The following is an 18,226-nucleotide window of genomic DNA, read 5'->3' as shown; positions in this document are numbered from 1 at the left end:
GGAGCTCTGGAGTAAAAGGGTGTGAGGGCTGGCGAGAGAAATAGCCTTCATATTTACCAATAAAAATCAAAGAAGCTGGCTTCCAAAACAAAAGCCAGCTTCTTTGCCTATTATTATCAAGTCTCAAGACAGAGCCCAAAAGTCTTTTTGCACTCGAAAGGCTCTACTCAGCCTGGCAAAATGCTTGCCAAGCTTGATAGAGGGCAGTCTGGTCCTCATCAAGGTAGGTGAGGGCCTGGTCTTCAATCCTTTGCGGGATAGGATAGAGGTAGCTAGCCAGGGCACCAGCCATAGAAGCGATTGTGTCGCTGTCCCCCCCTAAGGAAACCGCTAAACGCAGACAGTCCTCGAAATCTTCGCCATCTCGAACAGCTACCAAGGCTTGGGGGATGGAGTCCGCGCAATTGGCATGGAAAGTGTAATGGGGTCGCAGGCTGTCGATGGTAAAATTGAGGTCATAAGCTTGGTCCGCCACTTCTTTGAAAATAGCCTGGGCTTCAACCCCTATCTTAGCCTGGTAGATGGCTTGAGCTAGGGTCCGAGCTCCTAAGAAGGCCTCTTCACTATCATGGCTGACCCCAGTCACGACCCTCCCCCAGGCCAGAACTTCCTCTTCACTGCGAGCCAGGTCGGCCACGGGACTGATCCGCATGCCTGCCCCATTACCAATACTCTGATAAGGTTGGGGCGTTCGGCTATAGATCCAGCGGAAGAAGTTTTTACCGTAACCTGCCGTTGGGTACTTCCGCCCCCAAGTCTGCATGGACTGGATAACTTCTTCCTCGAGAAGCGCCAGGAAACTTGCTTCTTTACTCAAGCCCCCAGCACGTTGAGCTGCCTGCATCAAAGCCTGGCCGACAGCCAGGGTCATTATGGAATCGTCCGTCAGATGGCAGTCGGGATGAAAGAGCTCGAAGTCTTTTCCCCGGTAATTATTCAATTCAAAGCGTGAGCCTACGATATCTCCTATGATTGCGCCTAGCATATCTTTCCCCTCTCTAAAACTTTTCAATTTGTAACTTACTAATTTTAAGTGCATAATATAGTGGAGGTGATCTTAATGAATAATGAACAAGCACTCCAATTGCTTCAAGATGTCCTAAAAGTGAATTCAACTAATGGCAACGAAAGCGCCGTTGCTGACCTTATAGAGCCTATTTTACAGGAAGCTGGCCTAGAAACCAAACGCTATTCCTATAAGGGCGACCGCAGTCAGCTTATCGCGACCCTGGATAGTGGCGTCGAAGGGCCTGTGCTGGGCCTGACGGGGCATATGGATGTCGTGCCAGTCGGTGATAACCCTTGGGAGCACGACCCTTTCGCTGCAGAAATTGAAGATGGCATCCTCTACGGCCGGGGCGCCTGCGACATGAAGGGCGGGCTCATTGCTTTAGTCGCTGCGGCACTCCGCCTCAAAGAAGAAAACTTACCTAAAAAAGGTAAAATCATCTTAGTCTTTACCGCGGATGAGGAGATGGGCGGCAAGGGGGCCAAGGACCTGGTCGACCAAGACCTCCTGCCCTATGTCGATGCCTTGATTTGCGCAGAGCCTACCAACCTCCAAGTCGCCCGGGCCCACAAAGGCGTCTTCTGGTTAGCCCTAGAAACCCAAGGACGGACTGCCCATGGATCGACCCCCAAAAAGGGCATCAATGCTGTCGAAAAGATGATCAAGTGGTTGGACCGGATTGCCGAGGCCTACCATGCTGACGACCATGAAGATGATCTCTTAGGCAAGTCAACCATGTCCTTTAACCAAATTTCTGGTGGCAGTGTTGTTAATGTGGTCCCAGACCGAGCCAAGGCTCAAGTGGACATCCGAACGGTTCCTGGCCAAGACCATCCAGCCCTCTACGCTGCCTTCGAACAAATCATCACAGACCTAGAGGCAGAAGACGCAGACTTCCATGGACAAATGGACCTCTTCACTAACCTCTATCCCCTGCGGACAGCGGACCAAGACCCCCTTGTCCAAATTGCGCTGGAAAGTTCAAAAGACATTCTCGACCAGCCAGCTAGCCTTGCTGCCTTCAGTGGCGGAACGGACTGCGCCGAATTTATCCGCCACCAAGCAGATATTCCTACGATTATTATTGGGCCAGGCCAGAGCCTGCACGAACCTGATGAACACATCAAGGTCGGTGACTTCTACCAAAGCATCGCCTGGTACCAAAGTATTATCCAGCAATGGTTTGAAGAACAAGCCTAGAAGAAAAGCGAAGCAGTTGCCCTTGCGTAGCTGCTTCTTTTTATTGGCTTGACTTTATAAGCGGCTTTCATTTAAACTTATAGACTAATCCATTACGATAGAAAAGAGGTTCTTATGTTAAAGAAAATCAACCAATTACCAGCGGGCATGTTCCTGGTGCCTATGGTCGTTAGCATGCTTTTGATTTCTATTTTCCCTAATATGTACGACCGTTTCGGCGGCACCAGCCAGGCGAGCTTCCAGATGGGGACCCCTGTTGTCATTGGCCTCCTCGTCTTTGCGGCAGGGACCAGTCTCGACCTTAAGCAGATTGTTCCCCTGCTCAAACGCCACCTGCCCATGATTTTATTTAAGTTATTCTGGTCCAGCTTGCTGATCTATTTTTACTATATGCTTTTTGGGACCCAAGGTATATTCGGCATTTCGCTATTGAGCTTTGCCTGCGTGATTTACTCCCTCAACCCAGCCGTTGCTCTTGCGATCCATTCTTCTTATGGGGACCAGCATTTCGGCGCCGTTTATGGTATTTTTGGTATCCTGGGCATGTCCTTTACCCCCCTCATCCTCTTGAGCTTGCTTACCGCTGATGGCGGTGCTGGAGGTATTGACTGGGCACCCATTATTTCCATTTTTATCCCACTTCTAGTCGGTATGGCCTTGGGCAACCTAGACCCTGACTTTGCAGACTTCTTCACCCCTATGATCGGTCGCCTCTTGCCCTTCCTAGGCTGGAACCTCGGGGCGGGTATGCGCCTCCAAGATGCCCTAGCTTCCGGTGGATCAGGTCTTTTGATGACGGGTCTCTTCTTCATCCTCATGCTGCCGCTCATCTTCTTTGACCGCTATATCACCAAGCAGAACGCAGGGATTGATGGGGCTGCTATCTGGAATGTTGCTGGCATGTCTGTTGCCAACCCTGCTTTAATTGGTTTGACCCTACCTGAAATTTTCGGGGATGACGTCGTGGCAGCGACAGCTATCGTGATGATGGTCTGCATCGCTAGCTCCCTACTCTCCCCCATCGTCGCCCAAAAACTCTACCAAAGCAAAACCGACCCCAATAAGGCCGGCTAAAGCTAAAAAAAGAAGCTGGAAAAAACTCCAGCTTCTTTTTTTTTGACTAATTTTTTACTGGCCGACTAAGTGGTCAGCAATTGATTCTTATTCGTCAGAATCTAGGATAATCGTCACTGGGCCATCATTGATGAGGCTCACCTGCATGTCCGCTCCAAACTGGCCTTCCTCAACATCTAGGCTGTAGTCCTCACGCAATTTCTGGTTGAGAGCCAGGTAGATTTGCTCACCATGGTCAGGTTGGGCAGCATCAACAAAGGATGGCCGGTTGCCCTTGCGCGTCCGCGCATAGAGAGTGAACTGGGAGATGGAGAGGATCTTGCCCCCCACCTGGTTGATATCCAGGTTGAGCTTGCCCTCTTCATCGGCGAAAATCCGCATCTTAGCAATCTTTCGTGCCATGTAGTCCACAGTCTCTTCTGTATCATCATCATGGACGCCCACCAAGAGCATAAAGCCCTCTTGGATTTGTCCTAGGGTCTGGTCATCGACACTGACGGCTGCCTGACTCACTCGTTGTATAATAACTCGCACAATCACTCATCCTTTCTTTTTTACTGGGTGGAGGCACGCTCCACCACATAGATATCTGGAATATCCTTCACCTTATCAATAATCTTATCCAACTGGTCGATGTTCTGGATGGCTAAGCGGATACGGATCTTAGCCATATTGGTCTTATGGTCCACATTCCCGTTAATATTAGAAATAGACTTGGTCAAGGGGCTAACCACCTGGATAATTTCATTCAAGAGCCCGCTCCGTTCAAAGGCTTCGATCACTAATTCCACTTCGAAACTAATATCCGCATCAGGCTGGGTGTTCTCCCATTCGACTTCAATTAGTCGATCTGACAGCTCGTCATCGAGGTCGACATTCTTACAGTCGCGGCGATGGACAGAGATTCCCCGGCCCTTAGTGATGTAGCCTACAATATCATCTCCCGGCACAGGTGTACAGCAATGGGCCAGGCGGAAGAGGAGGTTATCGGCCCCTTCCACGAAGACGCCATCATTATGGCGAACGGTCATGGCGGGCTTACGTTCCTTCTCTTCTTCGTCGTGGATGACTTCTTCCAAGTTCTTCTTGTGCAGCTCTTCCCGGCGCTTAGCCCGGGCCTTCTCCGTCAAGCGATTAGCTACGGCCGAAGCCGACAATTCGCCAAAACCGACAGCTGCAAAGAGGTCATCGAGAGAAGAGAAATTGAAGCGCTCCAAGAGGTCGGCCTGCTTGGTCTTAGTATAGAGTTCCTTGAAAGCAAAGCCGCTCTCATTCACGGCATCCTCCACAGCTTGGCGGCCCTTCTCCAGGTTTTCCTCCCGGTCCAGGAGCTTGAAGAAACGCTTGATCTTATTTTTAGCCCGGTTGGTCGCCACAAGCTTGACCCAGTCCCGGCTAGGGCCAGCAGAATTCTTCGAGGTCAGAATTTCGACAATATCCCCGTTTTCGAGCTGGTAGTTGAGGGGGACAATCTTGGAATTGACCTTGGCTCCTATGGTTTTATTCCCTACTTCGGTATGGATTTGATAGGCGAAGTCTAGGGGACCCGCTCCAGAAGGGAGTTCCTGGACATCACCTTGCGGGGTGAAGACATAGACCTTGTCTTTGAAGATATCTTCCTTGACACTTTCAACAAAGTTTTCCGCATCAACTGAATCATCTTGCAGGTCTTGAATCTGCTTAAACCAGGCAATTTGGTCGTCCAGCTCATCCTTTTCGACTTCACCCGTTACCCCCTTCTTATAGGCCCAGTGCGCGGCAACCCCGTATTCAGCGACCTCATGCATCTGATAGGTCCGAATCTGAATCTCAACCGGGACCCCCTTGTCACCGAGGACCGTGGTATGGAGGGACTGGTACATGTTGGCCTTGGGCATGGCGATATAGTCCTTGAAGCGGTTAGGTAGGGGTTTCCAATTGGTGTGGACGACCCCGAGCACGGCATAGCAATCCTTAACGGTATCGACGAGGACACGGATAGCCAACAGGTCGTAAATTTCTGAAAAATCTTTCTTTTGTTTTTTCATCTTCCGGTAGATGGAATAGATATGCTTGGGCCGCCCATAAATTTCAAAAGGTTCGGCAATGACCCCTTCCATCTGGCCTTGGAGTTTAGCAATGGTTTCATTGATATAATTCTCCCGCTCATCCCGCTTGGTATTCATCAGGTGAACGATTTGATAGTAGGCCTCCGGATTAATATAGCGCAGGCAGGTATCTTCCAATTCCCACTTGATCTGGCTCATCCCCAAGCGGTCAGCTAAGGGGACATAGATTTCCAGGGTTTCTCTCGAGATAGACACCTGCTTTTCAGACTTATGCCACTTAAGGGTTCGCATGTTATGGAGACGGTCAGCCAATTTCACCATAATCACGCGGAGGTCATTGGCCATGGCCAGGAGCATTTTTTGGTGGTTCTCGGCTTGTTGTTGCTCTTGGGACCGGTACTTGAGCTTGCCTAACTTGGTCACACCGTCCACCAGGGTGGCCACGGTATCAGAGAAGAAATAGGCAATATCATCTAAGGAAATCCCTGTATCTTCTACCACATCGTGAAGAAAACCTGTCGCAACAGTATCCGGATCCATGTGGAGTTCCGCTAAGATCGAAGCGACCTGGGTGGGATGGGTGAAATAAGGTTCCCCTGACTTACGAACTTGGTCACGGTGGGCCCGTTCAGCAAAATCGGCCGCCTTAGCGACAAAGGCAAGCTTATCCTCTGGCATATAGGACTTACACAAGTCCAATACTTCTTCTTTTGTATAATTTTGTTTTTCAGACATCAAACTTACCCCTTTCTAATTACATCTCAATACCGCGGACAGACTTGGCTAAGCTATGGCAGTTTAGATGTCTTTTGATGAATGTTTTACCTATTATTTTACCATATCTAAGAGGATTATGAGAAGTTTTCTCTTAAATGGAATCCTTGCTCGCCTCCGCCCGTCCCTTGACCGCATAGATACCGAACCAATCCCCCCGGCGGACGATCTCTTCGATACGGAAGTCAGCTTGAATGAGACTAGCCTTAACGGACTCAAATTCCTTATAGTAAATACCTGAGAGGATAAACTTCCCCTGGTCTTCCAGGCAGTCATAAGCTTGGGGGATAAGAGGGATGAGGATATCCGCCAAAATATTAGCTGTGATCAGGTCCACCGGTCCCTCAATGCCTGTCAATTTGTCGTTGGCCTGGGCACTGCACCGGTCGGCAACCTGGTTGACTTCAAAATTCTTCTGGGCAATCGGAATCACTTGGGCATCGTAGTCAAAGGCCTGGACCGACTGAGCGCCGAGCTTAGCTGCGGCGATTGCTAGGATGCCCGACCCTGTCCCGACGTCATAAACCCGGTCTTCTGGACGCAAATAAGTTTCCAAGAGCTGGAGGGAGAGCTGGGTGGTGGCATGGTCCCCAGTCCCAAAGGCCATCTCAGGATCCATGTAGATAGGAACCAAGGCTTGACTCTCTTCTTTTTGCCAAGAGGGAATGATATGGATGAAGCGGCTGATAATGATCGGTTGATAGTAGCGCTTCCACTCCTCTTCCCAATTACTTTCAGCTAATGGAGCAATTTGAATTTCCTCCAAGCTGTAGGCTGGATCGAGCTCAGCAAGGGCAGATACTAGGGCCTGGCCCAAGTCCCCCTCTGTCCAAGCTGTATCCGAGAAATAGCCCACTACTTGGGGGAAAGCAGGATAGGCTTGGCGCTTAGCCTCTAATTTAATGACTGATCCCTCTTCCGCTAAGTTATCAAAATCCTTGACATCTTGGATCAAGGCCCCCTGTGACCCGAGTGCTAGTAAACAGTCCGAAACCAGGTCGGAGTTCCCGTATTTGACTTCGACAGTCACTTCATAGAATCCCATTAATATACCTCCAATGAATAACGTTCTTTATTTCCATAACGGTTGACAGCCCGGCGTTTGGCAATGTCTTCTTTGACAGCCGCTTCCGGCCAGGTCAAGTCTAAGCCTACCCGGTCAGCTTGGCCCAGGTCGCGCAGCTGTTGTTCAGCTTGACGCAGGGTATAGCGGATCCACTTGAGCAAGACTTGGACATAGTCGCCAGAATAAGTTCCATTGTCCAAATTAGGGGCTAGGATGAAAATGCCAGGTTGCAAACTAATATCTTTGCTATAATAACCGAAACGGAAACTTAGACTAAGATAAGCAAATTGATCGCTTTGCTGATTTAGACCATCGCGCAAATGACTAGTCTGAGCCACTTCCTGCGGGACGGGTAAGTGGACCTGGAGGATGATGCCTGTGCTCCTCTCATCATAGGTCAATTGCCAGGGAAACTGACAGCGTAGGTCCCGCCACTCCTGGTATAGGTATTCAAATAAGCTCTTGTCGGCCATCTGCCCACACTCCTTCTTAGTTTATTTCTTGCCCAAAATTTGGCTTTTACTTCTCTTTATTATAGCCCATCCTTTAGCCTTCTGCTAATTTATTAAAACTTCTCTAAAGCCCCCTTTTCACTGACTTTGAAGGAAGAAGATATGCTATACTATTGAAAGACAGTGATAAAAATGGGGTGTAAGGATGTCCGAACGTAATCTGACAACAAAAGATATTTTACAAAAAGAATTTAAACCAGCCATCCGTGGCTTTAACATGCAAGAAGTTGATGAATTCCTAGACATCATCATGCGGGACTATGAGTCCTATGAGAAAGAAATCGCCTATCTCCAAGCCGAACTTGAAAAAGCTAAGCGGCAAACAGGCGAAGATAAGAACCGGCAGAGCCGGTCCAAGACTGCAGCCTCTAGCAAAACAGGCGCAGCAACCACTAATTATGATATCCTCCGCCGCCTATCCAAATTAGAAAAGGCGGTCTTTGGCTCCCAGAGCTATGATGAAGAGGACCACATGGACGATACCATTATTCGCCAAAATTATTAGCATTTTGAGCTAAAGTGCGTTATAATAAAGTATCATATGTAAATTTCGGGTAATCGCGGGTACTTGTACCTGAGGAAAGTCCATGCTCACACTGACTGAGAGGTCGGTAGTGTTCGTGCTTAGCGAAAGCATAAGCTAAGGCAAAGACGGCGGGAAAAACGGCTAAGGCCCTTGGGCTAGGCCCTAGTATCCCTGAAAAGTGCCACAGTGACGAAGTTAGCTGGGAAACTAGCTAAGTGGAACGAGGTAAACCCCTCGAGTGAGCAACCCAAATTCGGTAGGGGCACTTGGCAAGCAGAAATGAATGTGAGCCGAGGCAGCAATGCAGATAGATGATTACCGAACTTGCAAACAACCTGGGAAGCAAGGGAACAGAACATGGCTTATAGAAATTTACATCAGGTTTGTCAAGAATCCAAGCTTGTGTGGTTGATCCCCTGGCTTGGATTTTTTTTATCGCCTTATACACTTTACAAGAAATCAGTGACAATAAATAAGCTCTCAAACAAAGCCTCTGGGTCAAGCCAGCTTTAGGCATGATTGAGAGGCTTAGAGAGCAGCAAATTTTTAAGGAGGATGTTATGAAGACCTATCAATTAATGGCCAGCTGTGCTAGCGGGATCGAATCTTTAGTGAAGAATGAGTTAAAAGCCCTAGGTTATGACTGCCAGGTCGAAAACGGCCGCGTCCGCTTTGCAGGCGGGCCCCAGGATATCGCACGGACCAATATCCAATTACGGACCGCTGACCGGGTCAAAATCATTATCGGTGAATTTGAAGCTAAAACTTTTGAAGCGCTGTTTGACCAGGTCAAAGCGCTCAATTGGTCAGATATCCTGCCCTTCGATGCGAACTTCCCTGTTTCAGGCAAGTCCGTCAAGTCCCAGCTCCATTCAGTTCCTACCTGCCAAAAAATGGTTAAAAAAGCAATTGTTGACCACTTAAAGGAAGCTTATTTTAGACGGGGCCAACTCCCTGAAACAGGCGCCCGCTATCCCATTGAAGTCAGCATCCACAAAGACCAGGCCCTGCTGACCCTTGATACGACGGGCGATAGCCTGTTTAAAAGAGGCTACCGCCAAGCTAAGGGCGGCGCGCCCCTCAAGGAAAACTTCGCGGCTTCCCTCGTCAAGCTGACCACCTGGTTCCCGGACCGGCCCTTGGTCGATCCCACCTGTGGCTCTGGTACGATTGCCATCGAAGCGGCAATGATTGGTATGAATATTGCCCCTGGTATGCGCCGCCACTTTGTCTCTGAAGACTGGGATATCTTCCGTAAGCAAGAGTTCGACAAGGAACGGGCTGCTGCCAAGGCTGCCATTGACCACGACATCCAATTAGACATCCAGGCCTCAGATATTGACCACCGCATGGTTGAAATCGCCAAAGCCAACGCCCAGGCTGCCGGGGTTGCCCAGCAAATTCACTTTAAGCAGATGCAGCTGGCAGACTTCACAACGGACAAGGACTTTGGCATCATGATCAGCAACCCACCCTACGGCGAGCGGCTCAACGACGAGGACAGTGTCCACAAGCTTTATGAAGAAATGGGCGAGGTCTTCCGTCCCTTGGAAACCTGGAGTAAGTATATCCTGACTTCAGACCTGGCCTTTGAGGACTATTACGGTGAGAAGGCAACCAAGAAACGCAAGCTTTATAATGGTGCCCTGCGGACCGACTTCTTCCAATTCTGGGGCAAGAAGAAGAAATAAGCTAGCGCGGGGCCTGGCGCATGGCCTGCTTGGCTAACTGGTCAGCCCCACGATTGTCTGCTTCTGGTACCCAATTCAAATGAAAATTAGGAAATTTAGCAAGAGCAAGCAAGATAGCCTGGATGGCCTGGCTATAGGGACTGTTCTTGCTTTTTTTCTTGTTTATGGCGTCATAGACCGCCCGGCTGTCGGTCTGGCAGAGGATCCAGTCCTGAGTCCTTCCCTGGTCTTCTAACAGCTCTAGGGCGATTTTAAGGGCAGAGAATTCAGCTAAATGGTTGTCCATCTTTTGGGGCAGGGAGAATTTAAGAGGATACTGCTTGCCCCCTTCTAGCCAGAGGATGCCCACTCCCACTCGGCCATCCTTAACATTGACTGATGCATCGATTGCGAGACGAATCACCTAGATCACTCCCTTCAAGAGCTGGCTGATAGTCTGGTAGCAGGCATCTTCTGGGTCGGCTGCTGCTAGGATGGTCACCAGGTCAGCTGGATCTTTCCCTAAATCATCCTCGAATGGATAGAGGAGACCATTCAAAAGCAGCCACTCTTCTTCTAGGTAGACCTTGGTTAGAAGCTCCTTAAAGTAGACATCCTCGATAAAGGCTTGGCCAGCCTGGTAGAAAGACCGGTCTGGGGGCAAGTTGAGCTCTGCCAGGTCTAGCTGGTGTTCTAGCCCCTGAGGCCCTTCTAAGATGAGTCGGTCCTGACTCCCCTGGCTTAGCAGTCGGATGAGAAAATCAGTCCGAACCAAGCTAGGCTCGGGATGCTTAGCCAGATAAGCCCGGATGAAGTCATGGACCTGGCTAGGTTTTAGGTCCTGCAATATTCGATAACAGGCCTTGGCCTGACCAGGATCTTGGGCCAGGTCGGTCGCCAGGTAAGTCTTTAATTGGGCTTGATTGCTAGCAGCATAGTCAGCAGTTAGACGGTCTGGATGAAAAACAAAGTCGATCCATTCCCGGTCTAAAGAAGCTCCCTGACGCACAAAAAGCCCCGGCTCTGAAAACTCTTTCAAAGCACTAGGGGCAGTCTGGGCCAAAAAGGACATGGCTCTTTCATATAAGCTGAGGGCTTCAACTTGGTCAGCTTCTTCTAGAACTTGCTGGGTCAGGGCCAAGGCTAAGTCGACCTGGTCCTGGTCCACTAAGACCTGGATCAATGCCAGGAAAAAATTAGAAAAATCCCCCGCCAGTTTCTGAGCTTGGCGGATACTCGCCAGTCCCTGGTTGAGGGCACCAGCTGCTTTAGCAGCTAAAGCCTGGTCGACCAAAGAATGGCAATCTCTTTTTCTTTCCTCAAACATTTATAAGCCTCCCTTAAAATTGGCGAAAACGCGCTTCGCGGTCTAAACGGATGGCTTCAGCTGACTTGCCATCCCAATCCTTCAATTCTTTGATTAGCATGGTTTTGATATTGTCTGCTAATTTCTCCTTGGTGATGGCTTCACCGCGTTGGCGGACAGGGATAATCTCATCCACCACACCGAGTTCATAGAGGTCTTTAGCGGTAAATTTCATCAATTCAGCCGCCTCATCCGCCCGGCTGATATCTTTCCACAGAATGGTCGCAAAACCTTCTGGTGACAGGATAGAATACATAGCATCTTCCAAGATCCATACCCGGTTGGTTACAGCAAGGGCCAGGGCGCCCCCACTCCCACCTTCCCCAATCAAGAGGGAAATATTGGGAGCTGATAAGCGTCCAAAAGCCTGCATGGACCGGGCGATGGCTTCCCCCACTCCCCGGTCTTCAGCTTCCACATCGCAGAAAGCTCCAGATGTGTTGATGAAACTGATGACCGGCCGTTTAAATTTATCAGCTTGTTCGACTAGACGGATGGCCTTGCGATAACCTTCCGCATGGGGAGAGCCGAAATTACGCGCTACATTTTCCTTGGTCGTGTGCCCCTTCTCCGTTCCGATGATCGTGACAGGGCGGCCGTCAAGGAGACCGACCCCACCAAAAATGGCGGCGTCATCCCCATAGGCACGGTCCCCGTGGAGTTCATAGAAGTCCTCGCAGATATAACGGGCCAGTTCTGAAGTCGTCAGACGCTGGGTATCGCGCGCCGCCTGGACAACCTCACTGGGATGGAGGGAGGGGCGCTTTTTTGAATGACTTTCTAGCATAATACACTCCTTAAGCTTGGCAATGGATGGTTAGTAGGCCAGACAATTCCTCTCTTAACTGCTGGCGGGGGATGATTCGGTCAACGAAACCATGGGCCAGCTGGTGCTCGGCACTCTGGAAGCTCTCCGGCACAGCTGCGTGGATGGTCTGCTCAATGACCCGTTTCCCGGCAAATCCAATCAGGGCTCCAGGCTCAGCGCAGATAATATCCGCCTGCATGGCGAAGCTGGCCGTCACCCCGCCCGTCGTAGGATCCGTCAGAACAGCTAGGTAGAAGAGACCAGCCTCGCTATGGCGTTCAACGGCTAAGGAAATTTTAGCCATCTGCATAAGCGAAATAATCCCCTCCTGCATCCGGGCCCCCCCGCTGGCTGTAAAAACAAGCACTGGCAGGCTTTCCTTAAGGGCATGCTCAAAAAGAGCCGTCAATTTCTCCCCAACCCGAGCTCCCATGGATCCCATCATGAAGAAGGGATTCATGCAGGCAAAGGCAATTTTTTGTCCTTTGATCCGGCCCAGCCCCGTCGTAATGGCTTCATCGGTCTGGGTGCGCTCCTGAGCCTTGGCCCGCTTCTCCGCATAACCTGGGAAGTCCAAGGGGTTGAGCGCTTCGCCATCCTCAAAGAGGGGAACAAAGGAATCCTGGTCTAGAATCAGACGAATACGCTCCTGGGGCGAAATCCGAAAGTGGTAGTCGCAATTGGTGCAGACATAGGCGGGTTTCATATCCTGGGTCAGGATGGTTTGCTGGCACTGGGGACACTTTTGCCACATGCCATCAGGGATATAGGGCTTGTGGTTGGGATCAATGGCCTCCTTCTGACTGGCTTGGGGCACATGGATATAGGATTTCTTTTTACGCATGAAAGCCATCAGTTTATCTCCCTTCACTTGGATTCTTGGGCGAGCCAGGCAGGTAAAAGGCTGGCCTCCAGGTAATCATTACTGTAATCGCCTGACAGGAAGCCCTCGTCTGCTAGAATCGCTTGGAGCAGGGCCTGGTTGGAGGCAATCCCTTCGATACGCAATTCAGCCAGTGCCCGCTTCATTCGTTGCACAGCCTCTTCTCGGTCTGCGCCATAAGCGATCAGCTTTGCAAACATATTATCATAATATGGCGGCATTTGGTAGCCATTATAGACAGCTGATTCCAGTCTCAAGCCCAGATTCCCCGCAGGAAAATGAACAAAGTCAAAGGAACCGGTTGAAGGATAGAAGTGGTTCTCTGGTCGCTCTGCATTCAAGCGCACTTCAATGGCATGCCCCTTAAAGGAAATATCTTCCTGGTCTAAGTCCAGGGCTTGGCCGGCTGCAATTTCAATCTGCTTCTTGACCAAGTCAACCCCCGTGACCATTTCGGTAATGGGGTGTTCCACTTGGATCCGGGTATTCATCTCCATGAAGTAGAAATTCTGCTCGCTATCAACCAAGAATTCAATGGTTCCAGCCCCTGTATAATGGACTTCTTTCCCTGCTTGGACAGCCGCTGCACAGATTTTCTCACGGATTTCTGGACGGATAAAGGGGCTTGGACTCTCTTCCAAGACTTTTTGGTGGTTGCGCTGGAGCGAGCATTCCCTTTCTCCTAAGTGGATGACCTTTCCATAGTTATCGCCTAGGATTTGGACTTCGATATGGTGGGCGGGATGGATAACCTTCTCTAAATAAAGCTGGTCATTGTGGAAGTTCTGTTGGGCTTCCAGCCGGGCTTCATCGAAGGCAGCCTGCAATTGCCCTTCATCCTTAACTAGGCGCATGCCTTTGCCCCCACCGCCGGCTGTTGCCTTGAAGAGGACAGGATAGCCCACTTCTTCTGCAATGGCTAGGGCCTCTTCAGCACTATGGACAAAGTCTTCGCTCCCAGGAATAACAGGGACCTGGGCAGCTTTCATGGTCTCCCGTGCGTGCTGTTTATCCCCCATCTGGTCAATCACGTCCGCATCTGGACCTATGAAGATAATATTCATCTCCCGGCAGAGGCGGGCAAATTTACTGTTCTCTGATAAAAAGCCAAAACCAGGATGGATGGCCTGGGCCCCAGTAACGACTGCCGCACTAAGGATGGAAGGCATGTTTAAATAGGAGTCCCCAGCAGGTGCTTTCCCAATACAGACTGCCTCATCAGCTAAAGAGACATGCATCGCATCTGCATCCGCTTCGGAGTATACAGCCACTGTTTGGATGCCCATCTCCTTGCACGTCCGAATAATTCGAACAGCGATTTCGCCACGGTTGGCAATAAGTATTTTCTTAAACATTTGACCACTTTCTTTACTGCTTAAACATCTCGTTCAACATCTGATACGGCGAAGGTCATCTGACATTCACTGCATAATACCCCATCTTCTCGGTGGATACTTGCCTTAGCTAGACCAATATTTCGTTTAATCTTAAGGATATCAACGGTTACGGTAAGCACATCACCTGGGACAACTTTTTGGCGGAATTTCACCTTGTCTACCCCTGCCAAATAACCCGTACGCTTGGTTAAACCATCCGTCATCAGGAGTGGGATAGACCCAGCTTGGGCCATGGTTTCAATCTGAAGCACGCCTGGCATCACAGGTTCTCCTGGGAAGTGACCCACAAAATAAGGTTCATTAATGGTCACATTCTTACGGGCCACTACACGTTTACCGACTTCTAATTCCGTTACCCGGTCAATAAAGCAAATAGGATAGCGGTTAGGGATGATGTCCATAATGGCTTGGGCATCTAAAATAGTTTCATTCTTTTCCACACGATCTCTCCTTAACTAATTTCAAACAGGGGCTGGCCGTATTCAACCACTTCCCCATCCTTAACCAGGATCTGGCTAATGGTCCCAGAGTATTCCGCTGGGATTTCATTCATAATCTTCATGGCTTCGACGATACAAACGGTCTCGCCCGCCTGGATGGTCTGGCCTAGGCTCACATAAGGGTCGCGGTCAGGGCCTGGCGCAAGATAAACCACACCCACAATCGGGCTTGTGACCACTTGGCCCGCAAAGCTCTCTTCTTCCTCACTGGCTTCCTCGGCCTGTGAAGCAGCTGGAGCAGTCGCTTGGCTCTTGCTTTCTAGGGCTAGGTCTTCGACTGAAGCCACTGCCTGGTCGGAGGCCTGGCCATGGAGGGCGTCGGAGTCTAGCTTGGACATAACAATCTCTAAGTCTTCATTCTTGAAGGCAAATTGCTGGAGGCTGGAGGCATCGACAGCCTGGATGAGTGCTTTAATTTCTTTAGTTTCCATTAGTCTTCGCTCACCTTCTTAAAGCAAATTACCGTATTATGGCCACCAAAGCCGAGGGCATTTGAAACGAGGGCATCAATCTGACGCTTTTCCCCTTGGCCGATTACAAGGTGGAGGTCACAGTCTTCATCGGGCACTTGATAGCCCACCATAGCAGGGATATAGCTCTCTTCCATGGCTTTCAAACTGGCGATCGCTTCCACTGCCCCAGCCGCCCCTAAGAGGTGGCCGACTGCAGCCTTGGTTGAAGTCACCGCAATCTCTTGGCTGTAAGAGCCAAAAGCCGATTGGATAACATGACTTTCAACCCGGTCATTGGTAGGGGTAGAAGTCCCATGGGCATTGACATATTGGATATCCCCTTGACCCAGGCCGGCTTCTTCTAAGGCCAATTCAATCGCCTTAACGGCTTCTTGACCTTCTTCATGAGGAGCAGTCAGGTGGTAGGCATCGGACGTTGCCCCATAGCCAACAACTTCAGCATAAATCTTAGCGCCGCGAGCTTGGGCAGATTCTAGGCTCTCAAGAAGCAAGATGCCAGCGCCCTCACCCATAATAAAGCCAGCCCGTTCCTTATCAAAAGGAATCGATGCGCGATCAGGGTCATCTGTGGTATTCATAGCGGTCAAGTTTTCAAAACCGGCCATGGCAATCTCGCAGATGGATGATTCGCCCCCACCGGCTAACATGTAATCCGCATAGCCATGCTTGATATAGCGGAAGGCCTCACCAATCGCATTATTGGCTGAAGCACAAGCGGTCGATACGGTTTGGGCTGGACCATGGATACCAAAGTGCATGGAAATATTGGCGCCCCCCATATTGGAAATGGCCATTGGAACGAATAAAGGATTCACCCGTTTAGGTCCTTTAGCAATCATCTTACGGATACCAGATTCCATTTCTTGGACCCCGCCAATACCGGTTCCAAAATAAATTCCGACCCGGTCGCGGTCTACTTGGTCCAAGTCTAAGCCCGCATCTTTCAAGGCTTCCCCAGCCGCTGCAATCCCATATTGGGCATAGGGTTCCATCCGCTTGGCGGATTTGCGGTCCATATAATCCTTAGGCTCGAAATCCTTGACCTCAGCTGCTAACTGGGTATCTAGGCCGCTAGCATCGAACTTGGTTATCGGGCCAATCCCATGCTTTTGCGCCTTTAAATTGGCCCAAAATTCGTCTACTGAATTTCCTAAGGGAGTTACAGCCCCTAGACCTGTCACTACAACTCTTCTCGTCATAAGAACCTCCTAGTTCATATTGAGTCCACCGTTAATTTCAAGGGTGGTGCCTGTAATATACTGATTAGTTGCTAGGAATAAGATCGCTTCTGCCACTTCTTCTTGCTCACCGAAGCGCTTGAGCGGAATTTCTTCTAGCATGGCTTCTTTCGTTTTGTCGGATAACTGATCGGTCATATCACTGGAGATAAAACCTGGTGCTACGGCATTCACTGTAATGTGACGGCTGGCTAGCTCGCGCGCTGCCGACCGGGTCAGACCAATCAAACCTGCTTTAGAAGCCGAATAGTTAGCCTGGCCAATATTTCCAATAATGCCGGATAAGCTCGATACATTTATGATAGCACCTCTACGCTGTTTTAGCATTATTTTTGACACATGGCGGATCAAATTAAAACTTCCCTTAAGATTCACATCAATGACTTGGTCGAAAGCTTCTTCAGACATCCGAATCAAGAGACTATCCTTGGTAATTCCCGCATTATTGACTAAGACATCCACCCGGCCAAAGTCCTTGTGAATAGCTTTCACTACTTGGCTGGTCAGGTCAAAGTCTGAGACATCTGCCAGGTATTCTCTCACCTCTACCCCGCAATCGCGGATCGTCTCTAGGAGGCTTTCATCCGCCTGGGACCGGTTGACCATGGCAATCTGGTAGCCTGCCTTGGCAAAGGCAAGTGCCGTAGACGCACCAATCCCACGGTTAGCGCCTGTAATAATAAGGGTTTCTTCTTTAGACATATGCTCATTCTCCTGCTAATTCATTAATGGTTTTCTCTAAGTTTTCAAGGTCGCCTACCCGGTAGCACGCCACCGACCGATCAATCTGCTTCATAAAGGAAGACAAGGTCTTACCGGGGCCAATCTCAATGAAGGTGTCTACCCCTTGATCTAAGAGATAGCGAATCGAGTCTTCCCAGCGGACCGGGGAGTACATTTGCTTGGCCAGATTCTCTTTTAAATGCGCCATATCATGGGGCCGGGCGGTCGTATTGGAAATGACGGGATAAGCGGGGGGATTAAAATCGACAAGCTCGAGGGCTCGCTTGAAGTTCTCACTAGCGGGCTTCATCAGCTCGGTGTGGAAGGGCCCTGAAACTTTAAGGGGGATTAATTTCTTACTCCCTGCTTCCTTGAGCTTCTCACAGGCCAGGTCGACAGCTTCTTCATAGCCCCCGATTACCACTTGCTTGCCTGTATTGTAGTTGGCTGGTGCCACATAAGCCCCGGCCTCAGACCGGGCCTCTTGGCAAGCAGCTTCAATCTGTTCACGTGGGGTATTCATAACTGCCACCATTTTACCCAAACCAGATGGAACCGCTTCAGCCATGATCTTGCCGCGTTGACGGATGAGGTCCATGCAGGTCGCATAGGATAGGGCCCCGGCATTCATAAGGGCCGCATACTCCCCTAGACTCAGTCCCAGACTATAATCAGCCTGGATACCAGCTTCATGGAGGCACTGGCTCAACATGGCTTCAATGGTAATCAGCGCGGGTTGCGTATATTCCGTCTCATGGATCTTCTCATCGTCCTCAAAGCAGATGGCTTTCATATCATAGGAAGTAATCGCACTGGCTTCCTCGAAAAACGTGTCCAAATGCGGGTAGCGGGCTAAGATATCCTGCCCCATCCCCTTGAACTGGGCCCCCTGACCACTGTACATGAAGGCAATTGACATGGAATCCCTCTTTCTTTAATCATTGTTTATTATTTATAGT

At 49.9% G+C, this 18,226-nt stretch carries 19 protein-coding genes and 1 other RNA gene; 5 read left to right on the top strand and 15 right to left on the bottom strand.

Going from position 1 to position 18,226, the window contains the following annotated elements; translation table 11 throughout:
• Window positions 1–163: 163 nt before the first annotated feature.
• A complete protein-coding gene (locus F6I03_RS01115; RefSeq protein ID WP_070430864.1) occupies window positions 164–985 on the bottom strand; it encodes an ADP-ribosylglycohydrolase family protein in 822 nt (273 codons plus the stop codon).
• Between the two features lie 75 nt (window positions 986–1,060).
• On the opposite strand from F6I03_RS01115, the gene F6I03_RS01110 reads away from it, so the two are divergent.
• A complete protein-coding gene (locus tag F6I03_RS01110) occupies window positions 1,061–2,209 on the top strand; it encodes a M20 family metallopeptidase (protein WP_150983038.1) in 1,149 nt (382 codons plus the stop codon).
• Window positions 2,210–2,323: 114 nt separating this feature from the next.
• Entirely contained in the window at window positions 2,324–3,283 is a 960-nt protein-coding gene (locus F6I03_RS01105; protein WP_070430866.1) for a 2-keto-3-deoxygluconate permease, read from the top strand.
• Window positions 3,284–3,370: 87 nt separating this feature from the next.
• Here F6I03_RS01105 and dtd read toward each other — a convergent pair whose 3' ends face one another.
• From dtd to F6I03_RS01085, 4 genes are all read right to left on the bottom strand, one after another.
• Window positions 3,371–3,817, bottom strand: a complete 447-nt coding sequence (gene dtd, locus F6I03_RS01100; protein ID WP_070626037.1) for a D-aminoacyl-tRNA deacylase — start codon at window positions 3,815–3,817, stop codon at window positions 3,371–3,373.
• A 20-nt stretch (window positions 3,818–3,837) separates the two neighbouring features.
• A complete protein-coding gene (locus tag F6I03_RS01095) occupies window positions 3,838–6,066 on the bottom strand; it encodes a RelA/SpoT family protein (protein WP_150983037.1) in 2,229 nt (742 codons plus the stop codon).
• A 133-nt stretch (window positions 6,067–6,199) separates the two neighbouring features.
• The gene (prmA, locus tag F6I03_RS01090) at window positions 6,200–7,150 is read right to left on the bottom strand and encodes a 50S ribosomal protein L11 methyltransferase (RefSeq protein ID WP_070430869.1); all 951 of its coding nucleotides are present in this window, start codon (window positions 7,148–7,150) and stop codon (window positions 6,200–6,202) included.
• Window positions 7,150–7,644, bottom strand: a complete 495-nt coding sequence (locus tag F6I03_RS01085; protein ID WP_070430870.1) for a hypothetical protein — start codon at window positions 7,642–7,644, stop codon at window positions 7,150–7,152. Before F6I03_RS01085 ends, prmA begins: the two co-directional genes overlap by 1 nt.
• Window positions 7,645–7,828: 184 nt before the next feature.
• On the opposite strand from F6I03_RS01085, the gene gpsB reads away from it, so the two are divergent.
• From gpsB to F6I03_RS01070, 3 genes are all read left to right on the top strand, one after another.
• Window positions 7,829–8,188 (top strand): cell division regulator GpsB, encoded by a 360-nt coding sequence (gene gpsB / locus F6I03_RS01080; RefSeq protein WP_070430871.1) that lies wholly within the window; start codon window positions 7,829–7,831, stop codon window positions 8,186–8,188.
• A gap of 41 nt (window positions 8,189–8,229) precedes the next feature.
• Window positions 8,230–8,579: RNase P RNA component class B (gene rnpB / locus F6I03_RS01075), an RNA gene on the top strand.
• A 190-nt stretch (window positions 8,580–8,769) separates the two neighbouring features.
• The gene (locus F6I03_RS01070) at window positions 8,770–9,900 is read left to right on the top strand and encodes a THUMP domain-containing class I SAM-dependent RNA methyltransferase (protein ID WP_070430872.1); all 1,131 of its coding nucleotides are present in this window, start codon (window positions 8,770–8,772) and stop codon (window positions 9,898–9,900) included.
• 1 nt (window position 9,901) lies between these two features.
• On the opposite strand, the gene F6I03_RS01065 is transcribed toward F6I03_RS01070, so the two are convergent.
• The 10 genes from F6I03_RS01065 to fabD are packed head-to-tail and all read right to left on the bottom strand — an operon-like array spanning window position 9,902 to window position 18,186.
• Window positions 9,902–10,303, bottom strand: a complete 402-nt coding sequence (locus F6I03_RS01065) for a ribonuclease HI family protein (RefSeq protein WP_070430873.1) — start codon at window positions 10,301–10,303, stop codon at window positions 9,902–9,904.
• Window positions 10,304–11,206, bottom strand: coding sequence for a hypothetical protein (locus tag F6I03_RS01060; protein ID WP_070430874.1), 903 nt, complete (start codon window positions 11,204–11,206; stop codon window positions 10,304–10,306).
• A gap of 13 nt (window positions 11,207–11,219) precedes the next feature.
• The gene (gene accA / locus F6I03_RS01055; protein WP_070430875.1) at window positions 11,220–12,032 is read right to left on the bottom strand and encodes a carboxyltransferase subunit alpha; all 813 of its coding nucleotides are present in this window, start codon (window positions 12,030–12,032) and stop codon (window positions 11,220–11,222) included.
• Between the two features lie 10 nt (window positions 12,033–12,042).
• A complete protein-coding gene (gene accD / locus F6I03_RS01050; protein ID WP_070430876.1) occupies window positions 12,043–12,906 on the bottom strand; it encodes an acetyl-CoA carboxylase, carboxyltransferase subunit beta in 864 nt (287 codons plus the stop codon).
• Between the two features lie 14 nt (window positions 12,907–12,920).
• Complete coding sequence (gene accC, locus F6I03_RS01045) at window positions 12,921–14,291, bottom strand: acetyl-CoA carboxylase biotin carboxylase subunit (RefSeq protein ID WP_070430877.1); 1,371 nt, start codon at window positions 14,289–14,291, stop codon at window positions 12,921–12,923.
• A 20-nt stretch (window positions 14,292–14,311) separates the two neighbouring features.
• On the bottom strand, window positions 14,312–14,734 hold the full coding sequence (gene fabZ / locus F6I03_RS01040) for a 3-hydroxyacyl-ACP dehydratase FabZ (RefSeq protein ID WP_070431008.1): 423 nt from the start codon (window positions 14,732–14,734) through the stop codon (window positions 14,312–14,314).
• 50 nt (window positions 14,735–14,784) lie between these two features.
• Window positions 14,785–15,264 carry an acetyl-CoA carboxylase biotin carboxyl carrier protein gene (gene accB / locus F6I03_RS01035; protein WP_070430878.1) on the bottom strand — a complete coding sequence of 160 codons (480 nt, stop codon included), beginning with the start codon at window positions 15,262–15,264 and terminating at the stop codon, window positions 14,785–14,787.
• Entirely contained in the window at window positions 15,264–16,505 is a 1,242-nt protein-coding gene (gene fabF / locus F6I03_RS01030) for a beta-ketoacyl-ACP synthase II (RefSeq protein WP_070430879.1), read from the bottom strand. The genes accB and fabF overlap by 1 nt, the downstream gene beginning before the upstream one ends.
• Window positions 16,506–16,514: 9 nt before the next feature.
• Window positions 16,515–17,246: a 3-oxoacyl-[acyl-carrier-protein] reductase gene (fabG, locus tag F6I03_RS01025; protein WP_070430880.1), complete on the bottom strand. Its 732-nt coding sequence runs from the start codon at window positions 17,244–17,246 to the stop codon at window positions 16,515–16,517.
• Window positions 17,247–17,250: 4 nt separating this feature from the next.
• The gene (gene fabD, locus F6I03_RS01020; protein WP_070430881.1) at window positions 17,251–18,186 is read right to left on the bottom strand and encodes an ACP S-malonyltransferase; all 936 of its coding nucleotides are present in this window, start codon (window positions 18,184–18,186) and stop codon (window positions 17,251–17,253) included.
• Window positions 18,187–18,226 lie beyond the last annotated feature (40 nt).

It is taken from the genome of Aerococcus sanguinicola, assembly GCF_008726925.1.
Classification (GTDB): Bacteria; Bacillota; Bacilli; order Lactobacillales; family Aerococcaceae; genus Aerococcus.
Note: the sequence above shows the minus strand (reverse complement) of the source record. Positions and strands in the feature narration are given on the sequence as shown.